This window comes from Methylobacterium thuringiense (assembly GCF_022179645.1).
GTDB lineage: Bacteria > Pseudomonadota > Alphaproteobacteria > Rhizobiales > Beijerinckiaceae > Methylobacterium > Methylobacterium thuringiense.
Genome location: NZ_BPRA01000005.1, coordinates 95,960 through 116,520 on the forward strand (window position 1 = coordinate 95,960; position 20,561 = coordinate 116,520).

Annotated in this window: 23 protein-coding genes and 1 other RNA gene; 14 read left to right on the forward strand and 10 right to left on the reverse strand. The window is 68.2% G+C overall.

The genetic code is table 11. The features are described from left to right. Positions 1–11 precede the first annotated feature (11 nt). The 4 genes from fba to gap all read right to left on the reverse strand — a co-directional run bounded on the left by fba (position 12) and on the right by gap (position 4,035). A complete protein-coding gene (fba, locus tag MFF07_RS05940; protein ID WP_147813294.1) occupies positions 12–1,079 on the reverse strand; it encodes a class II fructose-bisphosphate aldolase in 1,068 nt (355 codons plus the stop codon). Positions 1,080–1,269: 190 nt separating this feature from the next. Beyond that, positions 1,270–2,472: a phosphoglycerate kinase gene (locus MFF07_RS05945; protein ID WP_238231087.1), complete on the reverse strand. Its 1,203-nt coding sequence runs from the start codon at positions 2,470–2,472 to the stop codon at positions 1,270–1,272. Between the two features lie 10 nt (positions 2,473–2,482). Then, positions 2,483–2,959, reverse strand: a complete 477-nt coding sequence (locus MFF07_RS05950; RefSeq protein WP_238231089.1) for a hypothetical protein — start codon at positions 2,957–2,959, stop codon at positions 2,483–2,485. Between the two features lie 68 nt (positions 2,960–3,027). Next, positions 3,028–4,035, reverse strand: coding sequence for a type I glyceraldehyde-3-phosphate dehydrogenase (gene gap / locus MFF07_RS05955; RefSeq protein ID WP_147813289.1), 1,008 nt, complete (start codon positions 4,033–4,035; stop codon positions 3,028–3,030). Positions 4,036–4,419: 384 nt separating this feature from the next. Between gap and MFF07_RS05960 the strand changes: the two genes are divergently transcribed. The 7 genes from MFF07_RS05960 to MFF07_RS05990 all read left to right on the forward strand — a co-directional run bounded on the left by MFF07_RS05960 (position 4,420) and on the right by MFF07_RS05990 (position 8,923). Beyond that, a complete protein-coding gene (locus tag MFF07_RS05960) occupies positions 4,420–4,707 on the forward strand; it encodes a DUF4164 family protein (RefSeq protein ID WP_238231091.1) in 288 nt (95 codons plus the stop codon). Between the two features lie 11 nt (positions 4,708–4,718). Continuing rightward, positions 4,719–5,096, forward strand: a complete 378-nt coding sequence (locus MFF07_RS05965) for a cell division protein ZapA (RefSeq protein WP_147813285.1) — start codon at positions 4,719–4,721, stop codon at positions 5,094–5,096. Positions 5,097–5,219: 123 nt separating this feature from the next. Further along, positions 5,220–5,376: non-coding RNA, 6S RNA (gene ssrS / locus MFF07_RS05970), on the forward strand. A 16-nt stretch (positions 5,377–5,392) separates the two neighbouring features. Beyond that, a complete protein-coding gene (locus MFF07_RS05975) occupies positions 5,393–5,977 on the forward strand; it encodes a 5-formyltetrahydrofolate cyclo-ligase (RefSeq protein WP_147813427.1) in 585 nt (194 codons plus the stop codon). 2 nt (positions 5,978–5,979) lie between these two features. Next, positions 5,980–6,801: a TIGR00282 family metallophosphoesterase gene (locus MFF07_RS05980; RefSeq protein ID WP_147813283.1), complete on the forward strand. Its 822-nt coding sequence runs from the start codon at positions 5,980–5,982 to the stop codon at positions 6,799–6,801. A 123-nt stretch (positions 6,802–6,924) separates the two neighbouring features. Continuing rightward, positions 6,925–7,908 (forward strand): MotA/TolQ/ExbB proton channel family protein, encoded by a 984-nt coding sequence (locus tag MFF07_RS05985; RefSeq protein ID WP_147813281.1) that lies wholly within the window; start codon positions 6,925–6,927, stop codon positions 7,906–7,908. Position 7,909: 1 nt separating this feature from the next. Further along, on the forward strand, positions 7,910–8,923 hold the full coding sequence (locus MFF07_RS05990) for a peptidoglycan -binding protein (protein ID WP_147813279.1): 1,014 nt from the start codon (positions 7,910–7,912) through the stop codon (positions 8,921–8,923). 4 nt (positions 8,924–8,927) lie between these two features. Here MFF07_RS05990 and MFF07_RS05995 read toward each other — a convergent pair whose 3' ends face one another. Together MFF07_RS05995 and MFF07_RS06000 are read right to left on the reverse strand one after the other, a co-directional pair. After that, a complete protein-coding gene (locus MFF07_RS05995) occupies positions 8,928–9,941 on the reverse strand; it encodes a D-cysteine desulfhydrase family protein (RefSeq protein WP_147813277.1) in 1,014 nt (337 codons plus the stop codon). A 3-nt stretch (positions 9,942–9,944) separates the two neighbouring features. Next, complete coding sequence (locus tag MFF07_RS06000) at positions 9,945–11,852, reverse strand: ABC transporter transmembrane domain-containing protein (protein ID WP_147813275.1); 1,908 nt, start codon at positions 11,850–11,852, stop codon at positions 9,945–9,947. A 168-nt stretch (positions 11,853–12,020) separates the two neighbouring features. On the opposite strand from MFF07_RS06000, the gene rpmE reads away from it, so the two are divergent. Further along, a complete protein-coding gene (gene rpmE, locus MFF07_RS06005) occupies positions 12,021–12,275 on the forward strand; it encodes a 50S ribosomal protein L31 (protein ID WP_147813273.1) in 255 nt (84 codons plus the stop codon). A 94-nt stretch (positions 12,276–12,369) separates the two neighbouring features. On the opposite strand, the gene rcdA is transcribed toward rpmE, so the two are convergent. After that, on the reverse strand, positions 12,370–12,903 hold the full coding sequence (rcdA, locus tag MFF07_RS06010) for a protease adaptor protein RcdA (RefSeq protein ID WP_147813271.1): 534 nt from the start codon (positions 12,901–12,903) through the stop codon (positions 12,370–12,372). Between the two features lie 419 nt (positions 12,904–13,322). Here rcdA and MFF07_RS06015 point away from each other — a divergent pair, with 419 nt between their 5' ends. The 6 genes from MFF07_RS06015 to MFF07_RS06040 all read left to right on the forward strand — a co-directional run bounded on the left by MFF07_RS06015 (position 13,323) and on the right by MFF07_RS06040 (position 17,641). Continuing rightward, positions 13,323–13,895, forward strand: coding sequence for a sugar O-acetyltransferase (locus tag MFF07_RS06015; RefSeq protein ID WP_147813269.1), 573 nt, complete (start codon positions 13,323–13,325; stop codon positions 13,893–13,895). 172 nt (positions 13,896–14,067) lie between these two features. Further along, positions 14,068–14,202 carry a 50S ribosomal protein L34 gene (rpmH, locus tag MFF07_RS06020; protein ID WP_055947927.1) on the forward strand — a complete coding sequence of 45 codons (135 nt, stop codon included), beginning with the start codon at positions 14,068–14,070 and terminating at the stop codon, positions 14,200–14,202. A gap of 55 nt (positions 14,203–14,257) precedes the next feature. Further along, positions 14,258–14,764: a ribonuclease P protein component gene (locus MFF07_RS06025; protein ID WP_147813266.1), complete on the forward strand. Its 507-nt coding sequence runs from the start codon at positions 14,258–14,260 to the stop codon at positions 14,762–14,764. Next, on the forward strand, positions 14,757–16,604 hold the full coding sequence (yidC, locus tag MFF07_RS06030) for a membrane protein insertase YidC (protein ID WP_147813264.1): 1,848 nt from the start codon (positions 14,757–14,759) through the stop codon (positions 16,602–16,604). The genes MFF07_RS06025 and yidC overlap by 8 nt, the downstream gene beginning before the upstream one ends. Positions 16,605–16,619: 15 nt before the next feature. Next, positions 16,620–17,273 (forward strand): ribosome biogenesis GTP-binding protein YihA/YsxC, encoded by a 654-nt coding sequence (yihA, locus tag MFF07_RS06035; protein ID WP_147813262.1) that lies wholly within the window; start codon positions 16,620–16,622, stop codon positions 17,271–17,273. Further along, a complete protein-coding gene (locus MFF07_RS06040; protein ID WP_147813260.1) occupies positions 17,270–17,641 on the forward strand; it encodes a DUF423 domain-containing protein in 372 nt (123 codons plus the stop codon). The genes yihA and MFF07_RS06040 overlap by 4 nt, the downstream gene beginning before the upstream one ends. A 3-nt stretch (positions 17,642–17,644) precedes the next feature. Here MFF07_RS06040 and MFF07_RS06045 read toward each other — a convergent pair whose 3' ends face one another. The 3 genes from MFF07_RS06045 to MFF07_RS06055 all read right to left on the reverse strand — a co-directional run bounded on the left by MFF07_RS06045 (position 17,645) and on the right by MFF07_RS06055 (position 20,497). Continuing rightward, positions 17,645–18,268, reverse strand: coding sequence for a carboxymuconolactone decarboxylase family protein (locus MFF07_RS06045; RefSeq protein ID WP_147813258.1), 624 nt, complete (start codon positions 18,266–18,268; stop codon positions 17,645–17,647). A 21-nt stretch (positions 18,269–18,289) separates the two neighbouring features. Further along, complete coding sequence (locus MFF07_RS06050) at positions 18,290–19,759, reverse strand: short-chain fatty acid transporter (protein WP_147813256.1); 1,470 nt, start codon at positions 19,757–19,759, stop codon at positions 18,290–18,292. Positions 19,760–19,822: 63 nt separating this feature from the next. Next, positions 19,823–20,497 carry a metallophosphoesterase family protein gene (locus tag MFF07_RS06055; protein ID WP_147813254.1) on the reverse strand — a complete coding sequence of 225 codons (675 nt, stop codon included), beginning with the start codon at positions 20,495–20,497 and terminating at the stop codon, positions 19,823–19,825. Positions 20,498–20,561: the final 64 nt, after the last annotated feature.

Sequence of the window (20,561 nt, forward strand, 5' to 3'; positions counted from 1 at the left end):
GAGACTGGCGATCAGCCGTCGATGCGCGGGTCGAGCGAACCGTCCGCGTAGCGCTTGGCCATCTGGGCGACGGAAATCGGGCGGATCTTGGAGCCCTGGCCGGCGGTGCCGAACTCCTCGAAGCGCTGCTTGCAGAGCTTCGTCATCGCCTCCATGGCGGGCTTCAGGTACTTCCGCGGATCGAACTCGGCCGGATTCTCCGTGAGGATCTTCCGGATCTGGCCGGTCATCGCCATGCGGTTGTCGGTGTCGATGTTGATCTTGCGCACGCCGTGCTTGATGCCGCGCTGGATCTCCTCCACCGGCACGCCCCAGGTCGGCTTCATCTGCCCGCCATACTGGTTGATGATGTCCTGCAGGTCCTGCGGCACCGAGGAGGAACCGTGCATGACGAGGTGGGTCGTCGGCAGGCGGCGGTGAATCTCCTCGATCACGTTCATGGCGAGCACGTCGCCGTCAGGCTGCTTCGTGAACTTGTAGGCGCCATGGCTGGTGCCCATGGCCACCGCCAGCGCATCGACCTTGGTCTCGCGCACGAACTTCACGGCTTCGTCCGGGTCGGTGAGGAGCTGGTCGTGGGAGAGCTCACCCTCGGCGCCGTGGCCGTCCTCGGCCTCGCCCGTGCCGCTCTCGAGCGAGCCGAGCACGCCGAGCTCGCCCTCGACCGAGACACCGGCCCAATGGGCCATCTTGGTGACGTTGCGGGTAATCTCGACGTTGTAGGCGTAGTCGGCCGGGGTCTTGCCGTCGGCCTTCAGCGAGCCGTCCATCATCACCGAGGTGAAGCCGTACTGGATCGCGGTGGCGCAGGTGGCTTCGTTGTTGCCGTGGTCGAGATGCATACAGACGGGGATGTGCGGATAGATCTCGACGAGCCCGTCGATGAGCTTGGCCAGCACCACGTCGTTGGCATAGGCGCGCGCGCCCTTGCTGGCCTGCAGGATCACGGGCGAATCGGTGGCGTCGGCCGCGGCCATGATCGCCAGCCCCTGCTCCATGTTGTTCAGGTTGAACGCGGGCACGCCGTAGCCATGCTCGGCGGCGTGATCCAGGAGCTGCCGAAGGGTGATGCGTGCCATGTTCCGTTCCCCATGCCAGTCGATCGGCATCGAACGGCCGATCCCAAACAAACCACCTCATCGTGAGGTGCCGTAGCAGAGCGGAGGCCTCGAAGGAGGGCTCCTGTTACCACTGCGATCCCTGGAGCCCTCCTTCGAGGCCTGCTGACGCAGGCACCTCAGGGCGATGGTGGGATCGCGCCGTGCGTTCTCAGCCCTTCGCCCGCAGCGCTTCGACGCCCGGCAGCTCCTTGCCTTCGAGCCATTCGAGGAAGGCGCCGCCCGCCGTCGAGACGTAGGTGAAGTCGTCGGCCACGCCCGCATGGTTGAGTGCGGCGACGGTGTCGCCGCCGCCCGCGACGGAGACCAGCTTGCCGGCTTTCGTCCGCTCGGCGGCATGACGCGCCGCCGCAACGGTGGCGGCGTCGAACGGCGTCAGCTCGAAGGCGCCGAGCGGGCCGTTCCAGACCAGCGTCGCGGCCTCGTCGATCGCAGCATTGACGAGTTTTACGGAATCTGGACCGGCATCGAGGATCATCGCGTCCGCGGGCACCGCGTCGACCGAAAGCGTCTCGGTGGTGGGATTTGCCTTGAATTCCTTCGCCGTCACGGCGTCGGTCGGGAGGATGATGCGGCAGTTCGCGGCCTTGGCGGCCTCGATGATGCGCAACGCCGTATCCGCGAGATCCTTTTCACAGAGCGACTTGCCGACATCCTTGCCCTGGGCATGCAGAAAGGTGTTGGCCATGCCGCCGCCGATCACCAGCATGTCGACCTTGGCGACGAGGTTCTGCAGTAGGTCGATCTTGGTGGAGACCTTGGCGCCGCCGACCAGCGCAATCACCGGATGTTTCGGCGCTTCCAGGCCCTTGGTCAGCGCCTCGAGTTCCGCCTGCATGCCGCGCCCGGCATAGGCCGGCAGCAGCCGCGCGATGCCCTCGGTCGAGGCATGGGCGCGGTGGGCGGCGGAGAAGGCGTCGTTGACGTAGAGATCGCCGTTCTCGGCGAGCGCCCTGGCGAAATCGGGGTCGTTCTTTTCCTCGCCCGGATGGTAGCGGGTGTTTTCCAGGAGCAGGACGTCGCCGTCCTTCAATGCGGCGGTTGCGGCCCTGGCCGGAGCGCCGATGCAATCCTCCGCGAAGGCGACCTCGCGCCCGAGCGCCTTGGACAGCGGTCCGACGACGGGCATGAGGGAGTCCTTCGGATCGCGCTTGCCCTTCGGCCTGCCGAAATGCGCGAGCAGGACGACGCGGCCGCCCTTGTCGGCGATGGCGCGGATCGTCGGCACGATGCGCTCGATCCGGGTTGCGTCGGTGACGCGGCCCCCGTCCATCGGCACGTTGAGGTCGACGCGCACGAGCACGCGCTGGCCTGCGAGCGAACCGGCGTCGTCGAGGGTACGGAAGGCGCTCATCGGGTCTCGCTCAGGGCTGCGTCGCGGCGGGGGCGGCGCGCTGGGGCAGCATGCTGTCGATGTTGAGCCGCTGTACCGCCACGGTGAGTACCACGGTGAGCACCGCGGTGATGATCGCGGTGAGCACCAGGGCACCGGTGCCGGGGCTGCGCTTCACGCGCTCGTTGATGCTGCGGACTTCGCCGCGGAGCGCCGCGAGATCGGACTGGCGGGCCACCTCGTTCATGCGGGTGGTGGCGCCCTCGATCTTCTCCTCCATGCGGGAGAGGAGCTGCTCGGAGCGGGCGTACTTGTCCTCGATCCGCGCAGTCTTGTCCTCGATCCGGGCGAGCTGGTCTCCGACCGCGGAGCCGGCCGGCGCCGGCGTGCTCGGCGCCACGGCGGCGGCCGGCTTCTCGACGGCCGCCGGTGTCGGAGCGGGAGCGGGGGCTGGCGAAGCCGACATGAAATTCGGTCCACCGATCTTGGTCTGAGCGTCGTCGGCCATCGTTGAAAAGACTCCGGCTGTCGTTCGAGGAGGCGATGCATCCGGAGGGCACCGCCCCCCGGCGCCGATCAGATCAGCTTGCCCAGTGCAACCGCCGTATCGACCATGCGGTTCGAGAAGCCCCACTCGTTGTCGTACCAGGCCAGGATCCGCACGAAGGTGCCGTCCATGACCTTGGTCTGATCGAGGTGGAAGGTCGAGGAATGCGGGTCGTGGTTGAAGTCGATCGAGACGTTGGGCTGGTCGGTATAGGCGAGCACGCCCTTGAGCGGGCCGTCGGCCGCCGCCTTGATCGCGTCGTTGATCTCCTGAACCGAGGTCTCGCGCTTGGCCGTGAAGACGAGGTCCACCGCCGAGACGTTCGGGGTCGGCACGCGGATCGAGGTGCCGTCGAGCTTGCCCTTCAGCTCCGGCAGCACGAGCCCGACGGCCTTGGCGGCGCCCGTCGAGGTCGGGATCATGGAGAGCGCGGCGGCACGGGCCCGGTAGAGGTCCTTGTGCATCTGGTCGAGCGAGGGCTGGTCGTTGGTGTAGGAGTGGATCGTCGTCATGAAGCCGCGCTCGATCCCGACGAGATCGTGCAGCACCTTGGCCACCGGCACGAGGCAGTTGGTGGTGCAGGAGGCGTTCGAGATCACGAGGTGGTCGGCGGTCAGCTTGTCGTGGTTGACGCCGTAGACGACCGTCAGGTCTGCGCCGTCGGCCGGGGCCGAGACGATGACGCGCTTGGCGCCCGCCTCGAGATGGGCCTTGGCCTTGTCCTTCGAGGTGAAGATGCCGGTGCATTCGAGCGCGATGTCGACGCCGAGTTCGCGGTGCGGCAGCTCGGCCGGGTTGCGCACGGCCGTGACCTTGATGCGCTTGCCGTCGACGATGATGAACTCGCCGTCGACCTCGACCTTGCTGTTGAAGCGGCCGTGGATCGAATCGAAGCGCAGCAGGTGGGCGTTGGTCTCGACCGGGCCGAGATCGTTGATGGCCACCACCTCGATGTCGGTGCGGCCGGCTTCGTGGATGGCGCGCAGCACGTTGCGGCCGATGCGCCCGAACCCGTTGATGGCAACCTTCACCGTCACGGCGTGACTCCTTCGCAAGCTGCGGCGCTCCGGCGCCGTTCGATCGGACAATGTTGCGCCGCCACGAGGCGGCACCCGCCGCTCCATGACGGCTCCGCTTGAACCTCGGATGAACCGGGGTGGATCGGCGGCGCCGCGGCCCGGCGGGCGCTCGGGATCATCCGGGCGGCGGACGATCTGCGCGAGGGGCCGGAAGGTGTCACGGGCTGGAATTCCGGAAAACTGTGCGCGCCATGAGACGATCGCGGCGCGCGCCGGGTCTCTAACATGGCGATGGGGGCTGTCAAAGCACGCGGAAGCGCTTCGAAAGGGGATTATGGCGCGGCGAAGGCTGGAAAATTCTTGTCCGCCGGGCGAAACCACGGACGTGGGAGAATGGTGCGAATGGCGGTGATCGCGGACGCGTTGCGGCGGCTGGACTTGGCCATGGTGCGCCTCGAAGCGGCGGTCACCCGGCGCGTCGAGGCCGAGACGGCCCGGGCCGACCGTGACGTCGAGCTGGCGCTGATGGACGAGGACCGCGCGCGCCTCGCCGCCGAGCTCGATGCGGCGAGCGCGCAACTCGCCCGCATGGCGAGCGTCACCGGCGACGTGGAGCGCCGCCTTGGCCGCGCCATCGAGACCGTCGAGACCGTGCTCGACCGCCGCCCGCCGTCGCGTCCCGGGGCCTGAGGGAGACCCGCATGGCCCATGTCACCGTCACCATCGCCGGCAAGACCTACCGCATGGCCTGCGGCGCGGGCGAGGAGGATCACCTCACCGCCCTCGCCACCGGCTTCGACGCCAAGGTCGCCGAGATGCGAAAGGCCTTCGGCGAGATCGGCGACATGCGCCTCCACGTCATGGCCGCCCTCACCGTCTCGGACGAACTCGCCGAGCTGAAGAGCCGTTTCGCCGCATTGGAAGCAGAAGCCGCGGGCCTGCGCGAAGCCGCATCGTCCGGCGAGGCTCGGTTGGCAGAGGGGATCGAGAAGACCGCCGAGCGGATCGAGCGGTTGACGCAGTCGCTGAATACGCCGGCACCGCGGGTGGACGCCACTGGATCGGACGGGGATCGGTAACAGAAGGGTCCCGTGCCCTGCGCAGGCGGCCGGGCGCCGGATCGATTGATTGTCGGCAAATTCCCCGGCCCCGAACGGCTGGTGCCACTGGCGTCCGAGCCCCGTCGCGATTACATCGGTGAGGCGGGGCTGCAGGGTTCGACTGGAGCACTATCCCCGGGGCCTTATCGACTCCCCAGGGAGCTGTCCCTGGCCTTGTCCCTGGACTTGGCCAACACGGCGCCCACCTACACTGTAGGTTTCCCGGGATCGATCCTCCGACGGCCCACGTGGCTCCGCACCTTCATTTTTCAGACATGCCCGACACGCCTGCTCTCCCCGACAAGGCCCGCCTGCGGGCCGAGGTTCTTGCCCGACGCGACGCGCTGGAACCGGAGGCGCGTAAGGCCGGCTCGGTCGCCGTCGCCGAGACCGTGATTGGCATTCCGGCGCTGGGAGACGCGGAACTCGTCGGCGGGTTCTGGCCGATCCGCAGCGAGATCGACCCGCGTCCCCTCATCGAAAGGCTGTTTGCACGCGGCCAGCGCGTGGCGTTGCCGAAGGTGACGCCCAGCGGCCTCGTGTTTCGCGAGTGGCGAGCGGGCGAAGCCCTGGTGCGCGGCGGTTTCGGGTTGAGCGAACCGCGCGACGACTTGCCCGAAGTGTTTCCCACAGCGCTGATCGTGCCGCTGGCGGCCTTCGACCGCACCGGTAACCGCATCGGCTACGGCAAAGGCTATTACGATATGGCGATCGAGCGCCTCTCCAGACGCGGCCAGGTTCTGACCATCGGCATCGCTTTCTCGGTGCAGGAGGTCGCGCACGTGCCGGCCGAGCCGCACGACCGGCCCCTCGACCATCTCGTCACCGAAACCGGCCTCGTGCCGCTGTCGAGGTCTTAGTTTTGCGACTGCTCTTCCTCGGCGACGTCGTCGGCCGTCCCGGTCGCCACGTGGTCGCCGACAGGCTCCCGCGCCTGCGCGAGCGCTGGCGGCTCGATTGCGTCGTAGTCAACGGCGAGAACGCGGCCGGCGGATTCGGGATCACCGAGTCGATCTGCGACGAGATCCTCCAGGCCGGCGCCGACGTCGTCACCCTCGGCAACCACTCCTTCGATCAGCGCGAAGCGCTCGTCTTCATCGAGCGCCAGCCCCGCCTGATCCGCCCGGCCAATTACCCGCCAGGCACGCCGGGGCGCGGCGCGGCCGTGGTCGAGACCCGCACCGGCGCGCGCGTCCTCGTGGTCAACGTGATGGGCCGGCTGTTCATCGATCCGATGGACGACCCCTTCACCGCGGTCGACCGCGAACTGTCCTCCTGCCCCCTGCGCGACGCGGCCGACGCGGTGATCGTCGACGTCCATGCCGAGGCGACCAGCGAGAAGGAGGCCTTCGGCTGGTTTCTCGACGGCCGGGCGAGCCTCGTCGTCGGCACGCACACGCACGTGCCCACCGCAGACCACCGCATCCTGCCCGGCGGCACCGCCTACCTCACCGATGCCGGCATGTGCGGCGACTACGATTCCATGCTCGGCATGCAGAAGGAGGAGCCGCTGCGCCGCTTCCTGCAGAAGACGCCGGGATCGCGGCTGGAGCCAGCTACCGGCGAGGGCACGCTCTGCGGCATCGCCGTCGAGACCGACGATGCCACCGGGCTCGCCAAGGCCGTCCATGCTGTGCGTCTGGGGCCGCACCTGGAGGAAACCTGGCCGCGCGCGTGGGATTGAGGCGTGTGAGCGCGCTGCGGAGTACGCGCGCGGCTTGATCGGTCCGGGACCAGACGCCAGAGTGCGCGCCGATCGGCCCCGCCTCGCAACAGGTGGGCTCGACCCAACGAGAGCCCGGATCCGATGGCGGCCCGACCCGCGTCCCCTCCCCTCAGCAAGCCCGGCATCTACCTCGTCCGGATGCTGGTCTTCCTGATTCTCGTCGGCTTCCTCGCCTTCGTTCTCTTCCGGCAGATCACCCCGGCCTTCCTCGCCAATCCGGGCCTGAACGGCCTCATCCTCGGCGTCCTGCTGATCGCGGTGCTGCTCGCCTTCGGGCAGGTGTTTCGGCTCTTCCGCGAGGTCTCCTACGTCAACGCGGTCGCGGCCGGCGAAACGCCGGCCAAGGGCGGGGCGCGCCTGCTCGGCCCCCTCGTGCCGGCGATCGATGCGCGCCGGGACGGCGCGACGCTCTCGGGGACCCGCGCCCATCTCGACACCACCGCCGTGCGCCTCGACGAGGGCCGCGAGATCCTGCGCTACGTCGCCGGCATCCTGATCCTGCTCGGCCTGCTCGGCACCTTCTGGGGCTTGATCGACACGCTCTCGGCGGTCGGCAACGTGATCAGCGGCATGCGCGGCGGCGGCGACGCCGCCGTGATGTTCGACGAACTCAAGAACGGCCTCGCCGTGCCGCTCTCCGGAATCGGCCTCGCCTTCTCGGCCTCGCTGTTCGGCCTCGCCAGCTCCCTGGTGATCGGCTTCCTCGACCTCCAGGCCGGTCAGGCCCATGCCCGCTTCCACAACGAGCTGGAGGATTGGCTGGTCTCGGGCGAGGAGCAGGCGGTGACCGTGAAGGGTGCCGTCCCAGCGCCGCAGCAGGACCCGGCTTTCTCCCGCGAATTGCAGGAGACCCTCGATCGGCTCACCAAGGTCGTCGCCGAGGGTTCTGGCAGCCGTTCGGCCACGCAGGCCATGACCAATCTGGCCGAGGGTATCCAGGGCCTGGTGCAGCACATGCGCGCCGAGCAGCAGATGATCCGCGACTGGGTCGAGGCCCAGGCCAGCCGCGAAAAGGAGTTGAAGCAGGTGCTCGACCGGCTCGGCCGCGAGCGCGTGGACTCGTAGGATGGCTTCTTCCCGCGTCCGCAGCGCACGCGGCATCAACGTCTGGCCGGGCTATGTCGACGCGCTGGCCACGCTGCTGCTCTCGGTGGTGTTCCTGCTCACGATCTTCGTCGTGGGGCAGTTCTTCCTCTCGCAGGAGCTGACGGGGCGCGACGAGGTATTAAACCGCCTCAACCGCCAGATCGCCGACCTCACCGACCTGCTCGCCCTGGAGCGCTCGAGCCGCCGCACGCAGGAGGAGAGCGCCGCCTCGCTCAAGAGCAGCCTGGAGCGCGCCGAGAGCGACCGCGACCGCTTCCAGGCTCTGGCCGACGCGGCGCAGGCGGACAAGGGCCAGTCGGCCGACGTCGACAAGCAACTCGTGGCCGAGCGCGGAGCCACCACGCGGGCGCAGAACCAGATCGACGTGCTCAACGACCAGATCCGCGCCATGCGCCGCCAACTCGCGGCGCTGGAGGACGCGCTCTCGGCCTCGGAGAAGCGCGACAAGGAAAGCCAGACCCGCATCGCCGAACTCGGCAGCCGCCTCAACGTCGCGCTCGCCCAGCGCGTGCAGGAACTCGCCCGCTACCGCTCCGACTTCTTCGGGCGCCTGCGCCAGATCATCGGCAACCGCTCCGACGTCCGTATCGTCGGCGACCGCTTCGTGCTGCAGTCGGAGGTGCTGTTCCCGGTCGGGTCCGCGACCCTGAAGCCAGAGGCTGGCCCAGAGATCGACCGCATCGCGAACGCGATCCTCGACATCGCCAAGGAAATTCCGGCCGACATTCCCTGGGTGCTGCGCGTCGACGGCCACACCGATACGCGGCCGATCCAGTCGGCGCAGTTCCCTTCGAACTGGTCGCTCTCGGCGGCGCGCGCCATCGCCGTGGTGCAGTATCTTCGCGGGAAGGGCATCCCGCCGCAGCGATTGCTGGCGGGTGCCTTCGGCGAATTCCAGCCGCTCGATGCAGGGAGCACCGAGGAGGCCTATGCGAAGAACCGGCGGATCGAGATGAAGCTGACGGAGCGGTGACGCGTCACGCGGAGGCGAAGATGCCGCGATACGCGAACAACCCCGGCGCACCGCCGGTCATCAGGAACAGCACCGCATCGCCCGGCCGATAGGCCCCGGCCCGCACGTCGGCGAGCAAACCCGAAAAAGCCTTGCCGCTATAGACCGGATCGAGCAGCAGCCCTTCGGTCGTCGCCATCAGCCGCACCGCTTCCAGCATCCCGTCCGTCGGAATGCCGTAGCCGTCGCCTCGGTGGTCGCCGTCGATGACGATGGCGTCGCCGGGAAGCGAGACGCCGATCAGGTCGGCGGTGGCCTCGGCCTTCTCCAATGTGATCCGTCGGGCCTCCTCGAGCGGCGCGAGCACCGTGTAGGATTTCGCCAGACGGGGATTACGTCCGAGCGCCGTCAAGCCGGCGACGAGCCCGGCATGGGTGCCGCTGCTGCCGTTGGCGGTGACGACCTGCGCGAGGTCGAGACCCATCGCCGCCGACTGATCCAGGACCTCGGCGGCACAGGCGGCGTAGCCGAGGCAGCCGAGCGCGCTCGATCCGCCGGAGGGGAAGACCGCGACGCGCCGGCCCTCCCGCTCCAGTTCGGCGGCCCGCGCGTGGGCGGCGGCAAGCGAATCTGCGTCGCCCGGCAGCAGGTGCACGCGGGCGCCGAACAGTTCGTGCAGGAGCCGGTTGCCGTTGCCGGTATAGTCGGGATCGTCGCGGGCCACCGAATGCGTGAGGAATAGCTCGCAGGCAAATCCGCAGCGTGCGGCCGCCGCAGCGGTCAGCCGGGCGTGGTTCGATTGCAGGGCGCCGACCGTGATGACGGTGTCGGCGCCGTCCGCCCGCGCCTGCCCGAGCAGGAATTCGAGCTTGCGCAGCTTGTTGCCGCCACCGCCCACCGGGCCGATGTCGTCCCGCTTCACGAACAGGCGTACGCCGGCGAGCGCAGCGCCGAGATGCCGGCTCAGCCCGTCGAGGGGCTGGATCGGCGTCGGCGCGTCGGTCAACGCGACTCGTGGGAAGCGGGAGAGGTCGAGCATCGGCTACTCCGCCGGCAAGATTTCCGCGGACAAGGCTTCGCGCTTGAGGTGCGGGTCGCGCGGCCGGGCGCTGTCGTCGAGGGCGTCGGTGAATTGCAGGCTCGCGAGCTGCGCGTAGAGCTTTCCGCGGGCGAGCAGGCTCTCGTGGGTCCCCTCCTCGACGATGCGGCCGCCGTCGAGCACCAGGATGCGGTCGGCGGCGCGGATCGTGGCGAGGCGGTGGGCGATGACCAGGGTGGTGCGGCCCTCCATCAGATGGTCGAGGGCGTTCTGCACGGCGCGCTCGCTCTCGGCGTCGAGGGCCGAGGTCGCCTCGTCGAGGAGCAGGATCGGGGCGTCCTTGAGGATGGCGCGGGCGATGGCGACGCGCTGGCGCTGGCCGCCGGACAGCGTCATGCCGCGCTCGCCGACCACGGTGTCGTAGCCCTGCGGCAGGGCCCGGATGAAGCCGTCGGCATTGGCGAGCTGCGCCGCCCGCACCACGTCGGCCTCGCTCGCGTCAGGTCGCCCGTAGCGGATGTTGTCGACGATGCTGCCCGAAAACACCGTCGGATCCTGCGGCACCAGCGAGAGGCGTTCGCGCAGCGCATCCGGATCGGCGGCGGTGATGTCGACGCCGTCGACGCGCACGTGCCCGCCCTGCGGATCGTAGAAGCGCAGCAGCAACTGCAGCACCGTGGTCTTGCCGGCGCCCGAGGGGCCGACCAGCGCCACGCGCTCGCCCGAGGCGACGTTGAAGCTGATGCCGTCGAGCGCGTTGTGGCCGGGCCGGGTCGGATAGACGAAGCGCACGTCCTCGAACGCGACCTCACCCCGCGGCGGTTGCGGGAAGCTGACCGGATTGAGAGGTGTCCGGATCGTCGGTTCGGTGGCCAGGATCTCGCCGAGGCGCTCGGCAGCGCCTGCCGCCTGCGCCAGTTCGCCGTAGACCTCGGAGAGCTGTCCCAGCGCACTCGCGCCGAACACGGCGTAGAGCACGAACTGCGACAGCACGCCGGCGGTCATGGTGTTCGAGAGGACGCTCTGCGCGCCGTACCACATCACCCCGACGACGGAGCCGGAGATCAGGAAGATCGCCACGCCCGTCAGGATCGCGCGGGCCGTGATCGAGGCGAGGGCTGCGGAATAGGCGTTCTCGGCAGCGCCCCGGAAGCGCGTGGTGGTGGCCGGCCCCATGCCGAAGGCCTGCATGGTGCGCACCGCACCGATCGCCTCCGAGGCATAGGCGGATGCGTCGGCGAGGCGATCCTGCGCCGCCCGCGAGCGGCGGCGGACGCCGCGCCCCGACAGGATCAGCGGAAACACGATCAGCGGGATGGCGCCGAGCACCAGGATCGAGAGCTTCGGGCTCGTCCAGACCATCATCGCGACGGCGCCGACGAAGAGGAAGGCGTTGCGCAGCAGGATCGAGATCGAGACGCCGAACACGGCCTTCACCTGCGTCGCGTCGGCGGTGAGGCGTGAGACGATCTCGCCGGATTGCGTGCGGTCGAAGAAGGCCGGATCGAGTGTGGTCAGCCGAGCGAAGACCGCGCTGCGCAGGTCCGCGACCACGCGCTCGCCGAGGCTCACCACGGTATAGTAGCGGCCGGCGCTGGAGAGCGCGAGCACCGCCACGACGCCGAGCAGCGCCAGGAAGTAGCTGTCGATGAAGGTGTGGCCCTCGGGCGAGAAGCCGTGGTCGATCACCCGGCGGATCGCCACGGGCACCACCAGCGTGGCGCCGCTCGCGAAGACCAGCGAGAGGAAGGCCGCGAAGATGCGTCCGCGATAGACGGCAGCGAAGGGAATCAGCGGCTTCAGCGCACCGAGCGGCGCGCGCTTGGCGGCATCGCCGCTCGCGTCGGCCGTGCCTGCCCCGCCCCTTCGCTTTCCCCTCGCCCCACGGGCGGTGTCACGCGCGGCGGCCATCGGTCCTCGTCATCGTTTCGTCCCTGTCGTGTCTTGCTTATGGTTCTGGCGCCGGCCTTGTTCGCCGGGTGCGGCTGGGGTATAGGCCCGGCTTCACCGAAACGCGCGTGATATTCGGCCGCGGACCGCTGCGCCGTCCGGTCGGCGTGACCCAATCAGGACTTCGTCATGGCAAAAGATGCGGCCGCCAAGGCCAAGGGGACCGAGCATCCCGACTACCACTTCATCAAGGTCGTGATGACCGACGGGTCCGACTACATGACCCGGTCGACCTACGGCAAGGAGGGCGACGTCCTCAACCTCGACATCGACCCCTCGACGCACCCGGCCTGGACCGGCGGCGAGCAGAAGATGCTCGATCGCGGCGGCCGCGTCTCGCGCTTCAACTCGCGCTTCGGCAGCATGGCCTTCGGCAAGAAGTAATTTTTGGGGCTCTGGCGTTCGGCCAGGTCTCGGACAGAAAAAAGGCGGCGCCCGAGGGCGCCGCCTTTTTCGTGTCCGGTGCCGATCGGGACGATCAGAGTCCGCCGAAGGCCGAGCGCAGCAAGCCCTGCTGGGCCGCGACCGGGCTCTCGACCGGGCGCGGTGTCGGGCGATCTTCGGTGATCAGGCCGTCGAGGTGCAGGATACGGGCATGCAGCCGGCGCGAACGCTCGACGAGATCCTGAAGCCGCTCCGGCAGCAAGGCGAAGCCGTCGCCTTCGTCGATCATCCGGGTTTCCGACGCGGTCAGCTTGACCCTCCGCTTCTCTTCCTGTGCTTGGCCATGGGTGATCTCGCCCTCGGCGACGGCGCGCTGGACCAGCAGCCACGATGCGATCTGCATCAGGCGCGTGGTGAGCCGCATGCTCTCGCCGGCATAGGCCAGCGTCGCATCACGCGAGGCGCCCCGCGACTCGTCGCGCCCGTTGCCGTCGAGATAGGCCGCCGTCTCCTCGACCAGGGTCATGCCGTCGCGGAACAGGCCCTTGAAGCTTTCGGAGGCGACGTAGGTTTCGCCGAAGCTGACCCAGTCGCTGTCGTCCCGGAACATGACGTCTAAGCCGGTCATCGTGTCTCCTGTGGCCCATCCGTTTGGATACGGCTTGAGAAAGCGAATCCGTGGGGCCGACGGAGTGAACCTAGCGCATTCCGCGCCGGCCGCACCGTTTACCAGGGCTTAACGTTAATCGGCCGGCTTGGTGCCTCGGCGCCCGTTCACGTTCACGCGCGGCCGGAGGGCGCGACGGCGCAAAAAAAAGCCGCCCCGGAGGACGGCTTTGACGAAGTCGAACAGGGAGGCATCAAACAGAGTGGACGGAACCACTCGATATCCAGCGCACTGGACATGCTCTCGTCATGACTTCGAAAGGTTAATGGACCGTTACGGTCCGCCTTCCCCGCCGGCCCGCTGGCCTTGTCAGGGCAGGCCCCTTCTACGATCTGAGGCATGCCGGGCCGTCCGGCCGAGGCCAGGCCAGAGGACGAGGCGTGAGCAAAACCGAAAAACAGAAGATGCTGGCCGGTGAACTCTACCGGCCGGGCGATCCCGAGATCCAGGCGGACATCGCGGCCACCAAGGACTGGATGGTCTGCTACAACGCGGCCTTCGCCGCGTCCCCGGCCGAGCGGCGTGCCTTGCTCGCCGAGCGCTTCTCCCATGTCGGAGCCGACGCGGTGATCCGGCCGCCGTTCTTCTGCGACTACGGCTTCAACATCAGCATCGGCGACGGTGCGTTCATGAACTTCAACTGCGTGATTCTCGACGTCTGCAGCGTCACCATCGGCCACGGCACGCAGATCGGTCCGGCCGTTCAGATCTACGCGGCGGATCATCCGCGCGATCCCGAGCCGCGCAGGGCCGGGCTCGAATTCGGCCGGCCGGTGGTGATCGGCTGCAACGTCTGGATCGGTGGCGGTGCGCTGATCATGCCGGGCGTCACCGTCGGCGACGACGCCGTGATCGGCGCGGGCGCCGTGGTGACGCGGGACGTCGCCCCCGGCACGACGGTCGCCGGCAATCCGGCGCGTCCGATCGTGAGCCGAAGCATGGCGTCGAAATGACCTGTTCGAATTGACTTGGGCAGGACCATCCGACATAAGCCCGCGTCATGTGAAGCGGCGCCCCCTTTCGGGCGCTCTTCGCGCTTGCCGACACATTTCTTGAGGGACGGTTCGGTCCTCAGCGCGCCCTGGCGCCGCTTGGATCCTCATCCCGTCCGCCGGAGTCCATGCCATGAAGAGAACCTACCAGCCGAGCAAGCTCGTTCGGAAGCGCCGCCACGGTTTCCGCGCGCGTATGGCGACGGCCGGCGGCCGCAAGGTCATCGCCGCCCGCCGCGCCCACGGCCGCAAGAAGCTTTCCGCCTAAGTCAGCGGATTGCGCGTACCGGCCCGTCGGGGCCGGGCGCCGGAGGTCAGTGGCTGTGCCGAGCATTCGACGCCTGAGGCGGCGACCGGACTTCCTCGCCGCGGCATCCGGCCGGCGCTACCATACCGAGCGCATGACTGCGCAGGGTCGCCTCCGCGAGCCTGGCGAGATGCGCGACGGCGGCCCCGCCGAGGGGGTCTATCTCGGCTTCACCATCACCAAGCGGGTCGGCCACGCCACCGAGCGGAACCGCATCAGGCGCCGCCTGCGCGGTGCCATCGCGGTGCTCGGCGACGACGCGCCCGGCTGCCCGGCCGATGTCGTCTTGGTGGCGCGCCGCCCTGCCCTCGATGCCGCCTTCGAAACGCTCGTCGATGACCTGCGCCGGTCGCTCAAGGCGGTGACCAAGCCGCGCGGCCCCAAGGACACGCCTGCTGGCAGGAGTGGCGGCTCCGGCGCCGCGGCCCCTGGCGCTCGGCCCCGAACGGGGGCACATGTCCCCCGCCAGCCGAATCCCGGCAAGATCAAAACACAGACGGCGCACGGATCGACCGATGGGTAACGACAAGACGAACATGTTCGTCGCGATCGCCTTGTCTCTGGCGGTGCTGCTCGGCTGGAACTACTTCGTCGCTGCGCCGATGAGCGAGCGCCAGCGTCAGACCCAGGCCCAGAACAAGGCCGCCGGTCAGCCGCTGGGCAGCGATGCCGTCCCTACGCCGAGCTCGAAGGAGGGTGGCCCCTCCGCTCCCGTGCCCGGCACCGTGCCGAGCGCCGGTCAAGCGCCCGTCTCGCGCGACGAGGCCATCGCCCGTTCGGCGCGTCTGCGCGTCGACACCCCGGCCTTGTTCGGCTCGATCGCCCTCAAGGGCGGCCGCATCGACGACATCCTCCTGAAGAATTACCACGAGACCGTCAGCGACGAGAGCCCGCGCATCGTCCTGCTCTCGCCCACCGGCAGCGCCAACCCCTACTATGCCGAGTTCGGCTGGGTCGGTGCCGATGCCGGCCCGTTGCCGAATTCCGAGACGGTCTGGAAGGCCGATGCCGAGGTTCTGACGCCGGGCAAGCCCGTGACCCTGACCTGGGACAACGGTGCCGGCCTCACCTTCAAGCGCATCGTCGCCGTCGACGACAAGTTCATGTTCACGGTACGCGACGAGATCGACAACACCGGTTCCAAGGCCGTCACCCTCTATCCCTACAGCCTCGTCTCGCGCTGGGGTAAGCCGCAGACCCAGGGCTACTACGTGCTGCACGAAGGCCTGATCGGCGTGCTCGGCACCGATGGCCTGCAGGAATACACCTACGACCACGTCGCCAAGGAGCCCGCCTACGGCGGTGCGAACACCAAGGGCAAGGCCTGGACGAACGTGACCGGCGGCTTCGTCGGCATCACCGACAAGTATTGGGCTGCGGCCTCGATCCCCGATCAGGACAAGCCCTTCACCGGCGCCTTCACCGAGCGGACCGATGGCGCCACCAAGGTCTACCAGACCAGCGTGCGCGGCGATGCCGTCTCCGTCGCGCCCGGCGCGTCCTCGGTCGCCACGCAGCGCCTGTTCGCCGGCGCCAAGGAGGTCAACCAGATCAACGCCTACCAGAAGGAACTCGGCATCAAGCAGTTCGATCTGATGATCGACTGGGGCTGGTTCTGGTTCCTGACCAAGCCGATGTTCAAGGCGCTGGATTTCTTCTTCCACTTGCTCGGAAACTTCGGCGTCTCGATCCTGCTCGTGACCGCGATTCTGAAGCTGTTCTTCCTGCCGATCGCCAACCGCTCCTACGTCTCCATGGCCAAGATGAAGGCCGTGCAGCCCGAGATGGCCTCCATCCGGGAGCGGTACAAAGACGACAAGATGAAACAGCAGCAGGCCATGATGGAGCTGTACAAGAAGGAAAAGATCAATCCGGTCGCCGGCTGTTGGCCGGTGCTGATCCAGATCCCGGTCTTCTTCGCGCTCTACAAGGTGCTGTTCATCACCATCGAGATGCGGCACGCGCCGTTCTTCGGCTGGATCCAGGATCTTGCCGCGCCGGATCCGACGAGCCTGCTCAACCTGTTCGGCCTGCTGCCGTTCGCGGCGCCCGACTTCGTCCATCTCGGCGTCTGGCCGCTGGTGATGGGCGTGACGATGTTCGTGCAGATGAAGATGAACCCCACGCCGCCGGACCCTGTCCAGGCGCAGGTCTTCACCTTCATGCCGATCATCTTCACCTTCATGCTCGGCTCGTTCCCGGCTGGCCTCGTGATCTACTGGGCCTGGAACAACACCCTCTCGGTGATCCAGCAATACGTCATCATGCGCCGCAACGGCGTGAAGGTGGAGTTGTGGGACAACCTGAGGGGCACGTTCAGCAAGAAGACGCCGCCCGGCAAGGGCGCCGCCGCCAAAAGCTGAAGATCAAGGGCTGACGTGACTTCATCCGACACCGAACAGGCCGGCCTCACCGAGGCCGGCCGCCTGCTTTTCGCCGGAGCCGCCGACTTCATCGCCGCCGCGCCGTCGATCGGCGTGCTGCCGCCGATGGACGGCGTCGAGATCGCCTTCGCCGGCCGCTCCAACGTCGGAAAGTCGAGCCTCGTCAACGCGCTGACGGGCCGGAATACCCTGGCGCGCACCTCGCACACGCCGGGACGCACCCAGCAGCTCAACTTCTTCAAGATCGGCGAGCGTCTGACGCTGGTCGACATGCCGGGCTACGGCTACGCCGCGGTGGAGAAAGCCAAGGTCGCGGCCTGGACCGAACTGATCCACGCCTACCTCAAGGGCCGGGCCAACCTCGCCCGCGTCTTCATGCTGATCGACTCGCGCCACGGCCTGAAGGAGATCGACACGGACGTGCTCGACGGCCTCGACAAGGCGGCGGTGTCCTACCAGATCGTGCTGACCAAGGGTGACGCGCTCAAGAAGCATGAGATCGACGCGCGCATCGCGGGCATCCAGGCAGCCATCGCGCGCCGGCCTGCGGCGTTTCCCGAAATCCTGCTGACTTCGAGCCGTGATGACCGCGGCGTGGCGGAGTTGCGCGCTTGCGTGGCGCGGCTGTTGTCCGAGCGCGGCGCGTGACCCCACTCGACCGCGTTCTCCTCGCGCTCGCCGGCCTCTCGGGCCTGCTCGGCGTCGCAGCGAGTGCGGCTGCCGCCCATACCAGCGGCTGCGAGACGCTGAAGACCGCCGCGCAGTTCCTGCTGTTTCACGCGCCGCTCGTCGTTGGGCTCGTGACGCTCGGCGCTTCCGGGCTGACCGGCCCGCGCATCACCCGCGCGGCGGCGGCCGCGGTGCTGATCGGCCTCGCGCTGTTCAGCGGCGATCTCGCCATGCGGTCGCTGACCGGCGCCGCCCTGTTCCAGATGGCCGCGCCGTCCGGCGGTTTCGCGCTGATGGGCGGTTGGCTGCTGGTCGCCGTCGCGGCCTTGGTGCCCGTGCGCCGCTGACTCCTACTTGATCAGGTCCGGCAATGGCGGCGTCACACCCGCCGGCAACGCGGTGCGAGCCATGTTCAGGGTCATGGCGAGCAACGTGTAGTAGCCGTTGATCCCGGCGAGATCGATCGCGCCCTGTTCCCCGAACTTCTCCACGACACGTGCGTAGGTCTTGTCGCTGACCGCCTTGTTGCGGTGGAGCTCGGTCGCGAAGGCGTAAACTAGGGTCTCGTCCTCGCCCATCGCGTCGGGGCGGCGTCCCTCCCGGACGGCCTCGACGATGGCCGGATCGAGACCGGCCTTCCGCGCGATCGGCTCGTGGATCTGCCATTCGAGCTGCTGGCTCCACTCTCGCGCCGTGAGCAGGATTGTGAACTCGCTGAGCTTCAGCGGCACGACGCTGTTGTAGCGCAGGTAGAGTCCCATGTTGCTGGCGTTCAGCATCAGTTGCGGGCTGCGCAGCAGCGGCACGAACGGGCCGAACACCGGCACCTTGCGGGCCACCAGGAACTCTTCGGAGGCCTTCTTCTGGGCCTCGGTCTGCGTGTCGGCCGGGATCTCCGGCATCCGGTCCTGCGCGCGTGCGGCTGAGGGTGCCAGGAGGCCGAACGCGAAGGCGAGTGCAATGCGCGTACGCATGTTCATAAATCCCGTCGGCCGTCAGCCGGGCAAAACCGGCGGATGATACTCCAGCGTGAAGGCCAGCGCCCACAGCAGGAACAGCACAACCGGCAGGTGGAAGATCAGTTGCAGGAAGCTGAAGCCGACGATGTCGCGCGCCTTCAGGCCGAGGATGCCGAGCAGCGGCAGCATGAAGAACGGGTTGATCAGGTTCGGCAGGGCCTCCGCTGCGTTGTAGACCTGCACCGCCCAGCCGAGATGCACTTTCAGCTCGTTGGCCGCCTGCATCACGTAAGGCGCCTCCAGCAGCCACTTGCCCCCGCCGGACGGCACGAAGAAGCCGAGCACGGCCGAATAGACGCCCATCGCCAGCGGGAAGCTGCCCTGCGTGTTCAGCGCGACGAAGGCGTGGGTGATGACGTCGGCGATGCTGCTGCCGGCGGCATTCTTGGCGCCCGTCAGGATCGCGGCGATGGCGGCATAGAACGGGAACTGGATCAGGATACCGGCGGTGGCGGGCACCGCTTTCCCAAGCGCGTTCAGGAAGCGCTTCGGCCGCCAATGCAGAACGAAGCCGAGCATCAGGAACAGGAAGTTGTAGGTGTTGAGGTTCGAGATCGCGACGATCCAGTCCTGGCGCGCGAATTCCTGGATCAGCCAGCCGACGGCGAGAAATCCGATCAGGATGGTGAGCAGCGGGGCGTGTTCCAGCCATTCGCCGGGCTGTCGGGGGCCGGTGATCGGCTCCTCTTCGCGGCGCGGATCGATGCCGAGATCCTGCGCCGTCACCGCGCTGTCGCGGCCCGGGGCGGAGGCGAGCGCGATCACCGCCGACATCGTGACGAGCACGGCGGCGATGAGCATCGACTGCCAGAGGAAGATCGTCTCGCTGAAGGGGATCACGCCGGTGATCGGCAAGAGGCTCGGCGGCAGGCTCTTGGCGTTGGCCTGGAGTTGTGCGGCCGAGGACGACAGGCCCATGGCCCAGGTCGCGCCGAGGCCGAGATAGGCGGCGGCGCCTGCCGCGCGGTAATCCATGCGCAGATCTTCGCGGCGCGCCAGCGCGCGGGCCAGAAGTCCGCCGAAGATCAGGCTCAGGCCCCAGCTCAGCAGGGAGGACAGCATCGTCGCGATGGCGATGAGGCCGATCGCGCCGCGCCCCGTCTTCGGCACCAGCGCGATGCGGTCGATCAGGGCCTGCACGGGCGGCGAGGTCGCGACGACGTAGCCGCCGATGGTCACGAAGACCATCTGCATGGTGAAGGGGATCAGGCTCCAGAAGCCGTCGCCGAAACTCTTGGTGACCGCCTGGACCGGCGCACCGTTGAGGAGCGCGGCCCCCGCCACGATGACCACGGCGATGGCCACGAACACGAAGGCGTCCGGGAACCACTTCTCCGCCCATTCGGTGAAGCGGAGCGCCAGACGCGCCAGGGCGCTTTCCTCTTTGCGTGGTCCTCGGTCGGGGTCGCTGCCCTGCCTCGGTGTCCGCTGCGCGTGTTCGGCCATGGTCGCCCTCTCCTGCGCAGCATAGGCGCCGAAACCGGGCGCGGCCTCAAGGGACTACGGCGCTCAAGGCGCGCGAACGCTCAGGAATTCCACGGCCTTCGCCTGTTCCGCCACGAAGACGCCCGCGGTCAGCGCGCCGCCATAGACCGCGCCGGTGTCGAGGTTGGTGCGATAGGCATGAACCTCCGCGCGCGTGTCCGAGAGCGGCGTGTGTCCATGGACAACGTGGCGGCCGAAATCGTGAGGCTCTGAGAGAAACGGTTCGCGGATCCAGAGTCGCGTCTCGATGTCGGGATCGGGCACCTCAGCCTCCGGCCGGAAGCCGGCATGGACGTACCAGCGCAGGGCGTCTTCGTGCAGCGTCGGCAGCGCCTCGATCCAGTCGAGCACGTCGCCGGGCAACTCTTCCGGCCCCGCGGCGCCGAACGCGGCGAGCGTCTCCGCGCCGCCGTTCTGGAGCCAGAGATCGAGGGCGCCGCGCTCCTGCAGTGTCTTCAACAGCATCGCCTCGTGGTTGCCCATCAGGCAGACGACCGCCTCCTCCTCGCGCCATTGCAGCTTGCGCAAGGTTTCGATCACTCGCGCACTGTCGGGGCCGCGGTCGATATAGTCGCCGAGGAAGACGAGTTTCCGCGCGCGGCACGCCGCGTGAGCGTCGATTTTTTCGAGCAGGGCGTCGAGAAGGTCGGCGCAGCCGTGGATGTCGCCGATGGCGTATGTCAGCGTTGCCGCAATCATCCTCTCGTTGTCGGGGCAAAGTCTTGCCGACGCAATGACGAGGACGACACCCGGCGGCGATGAC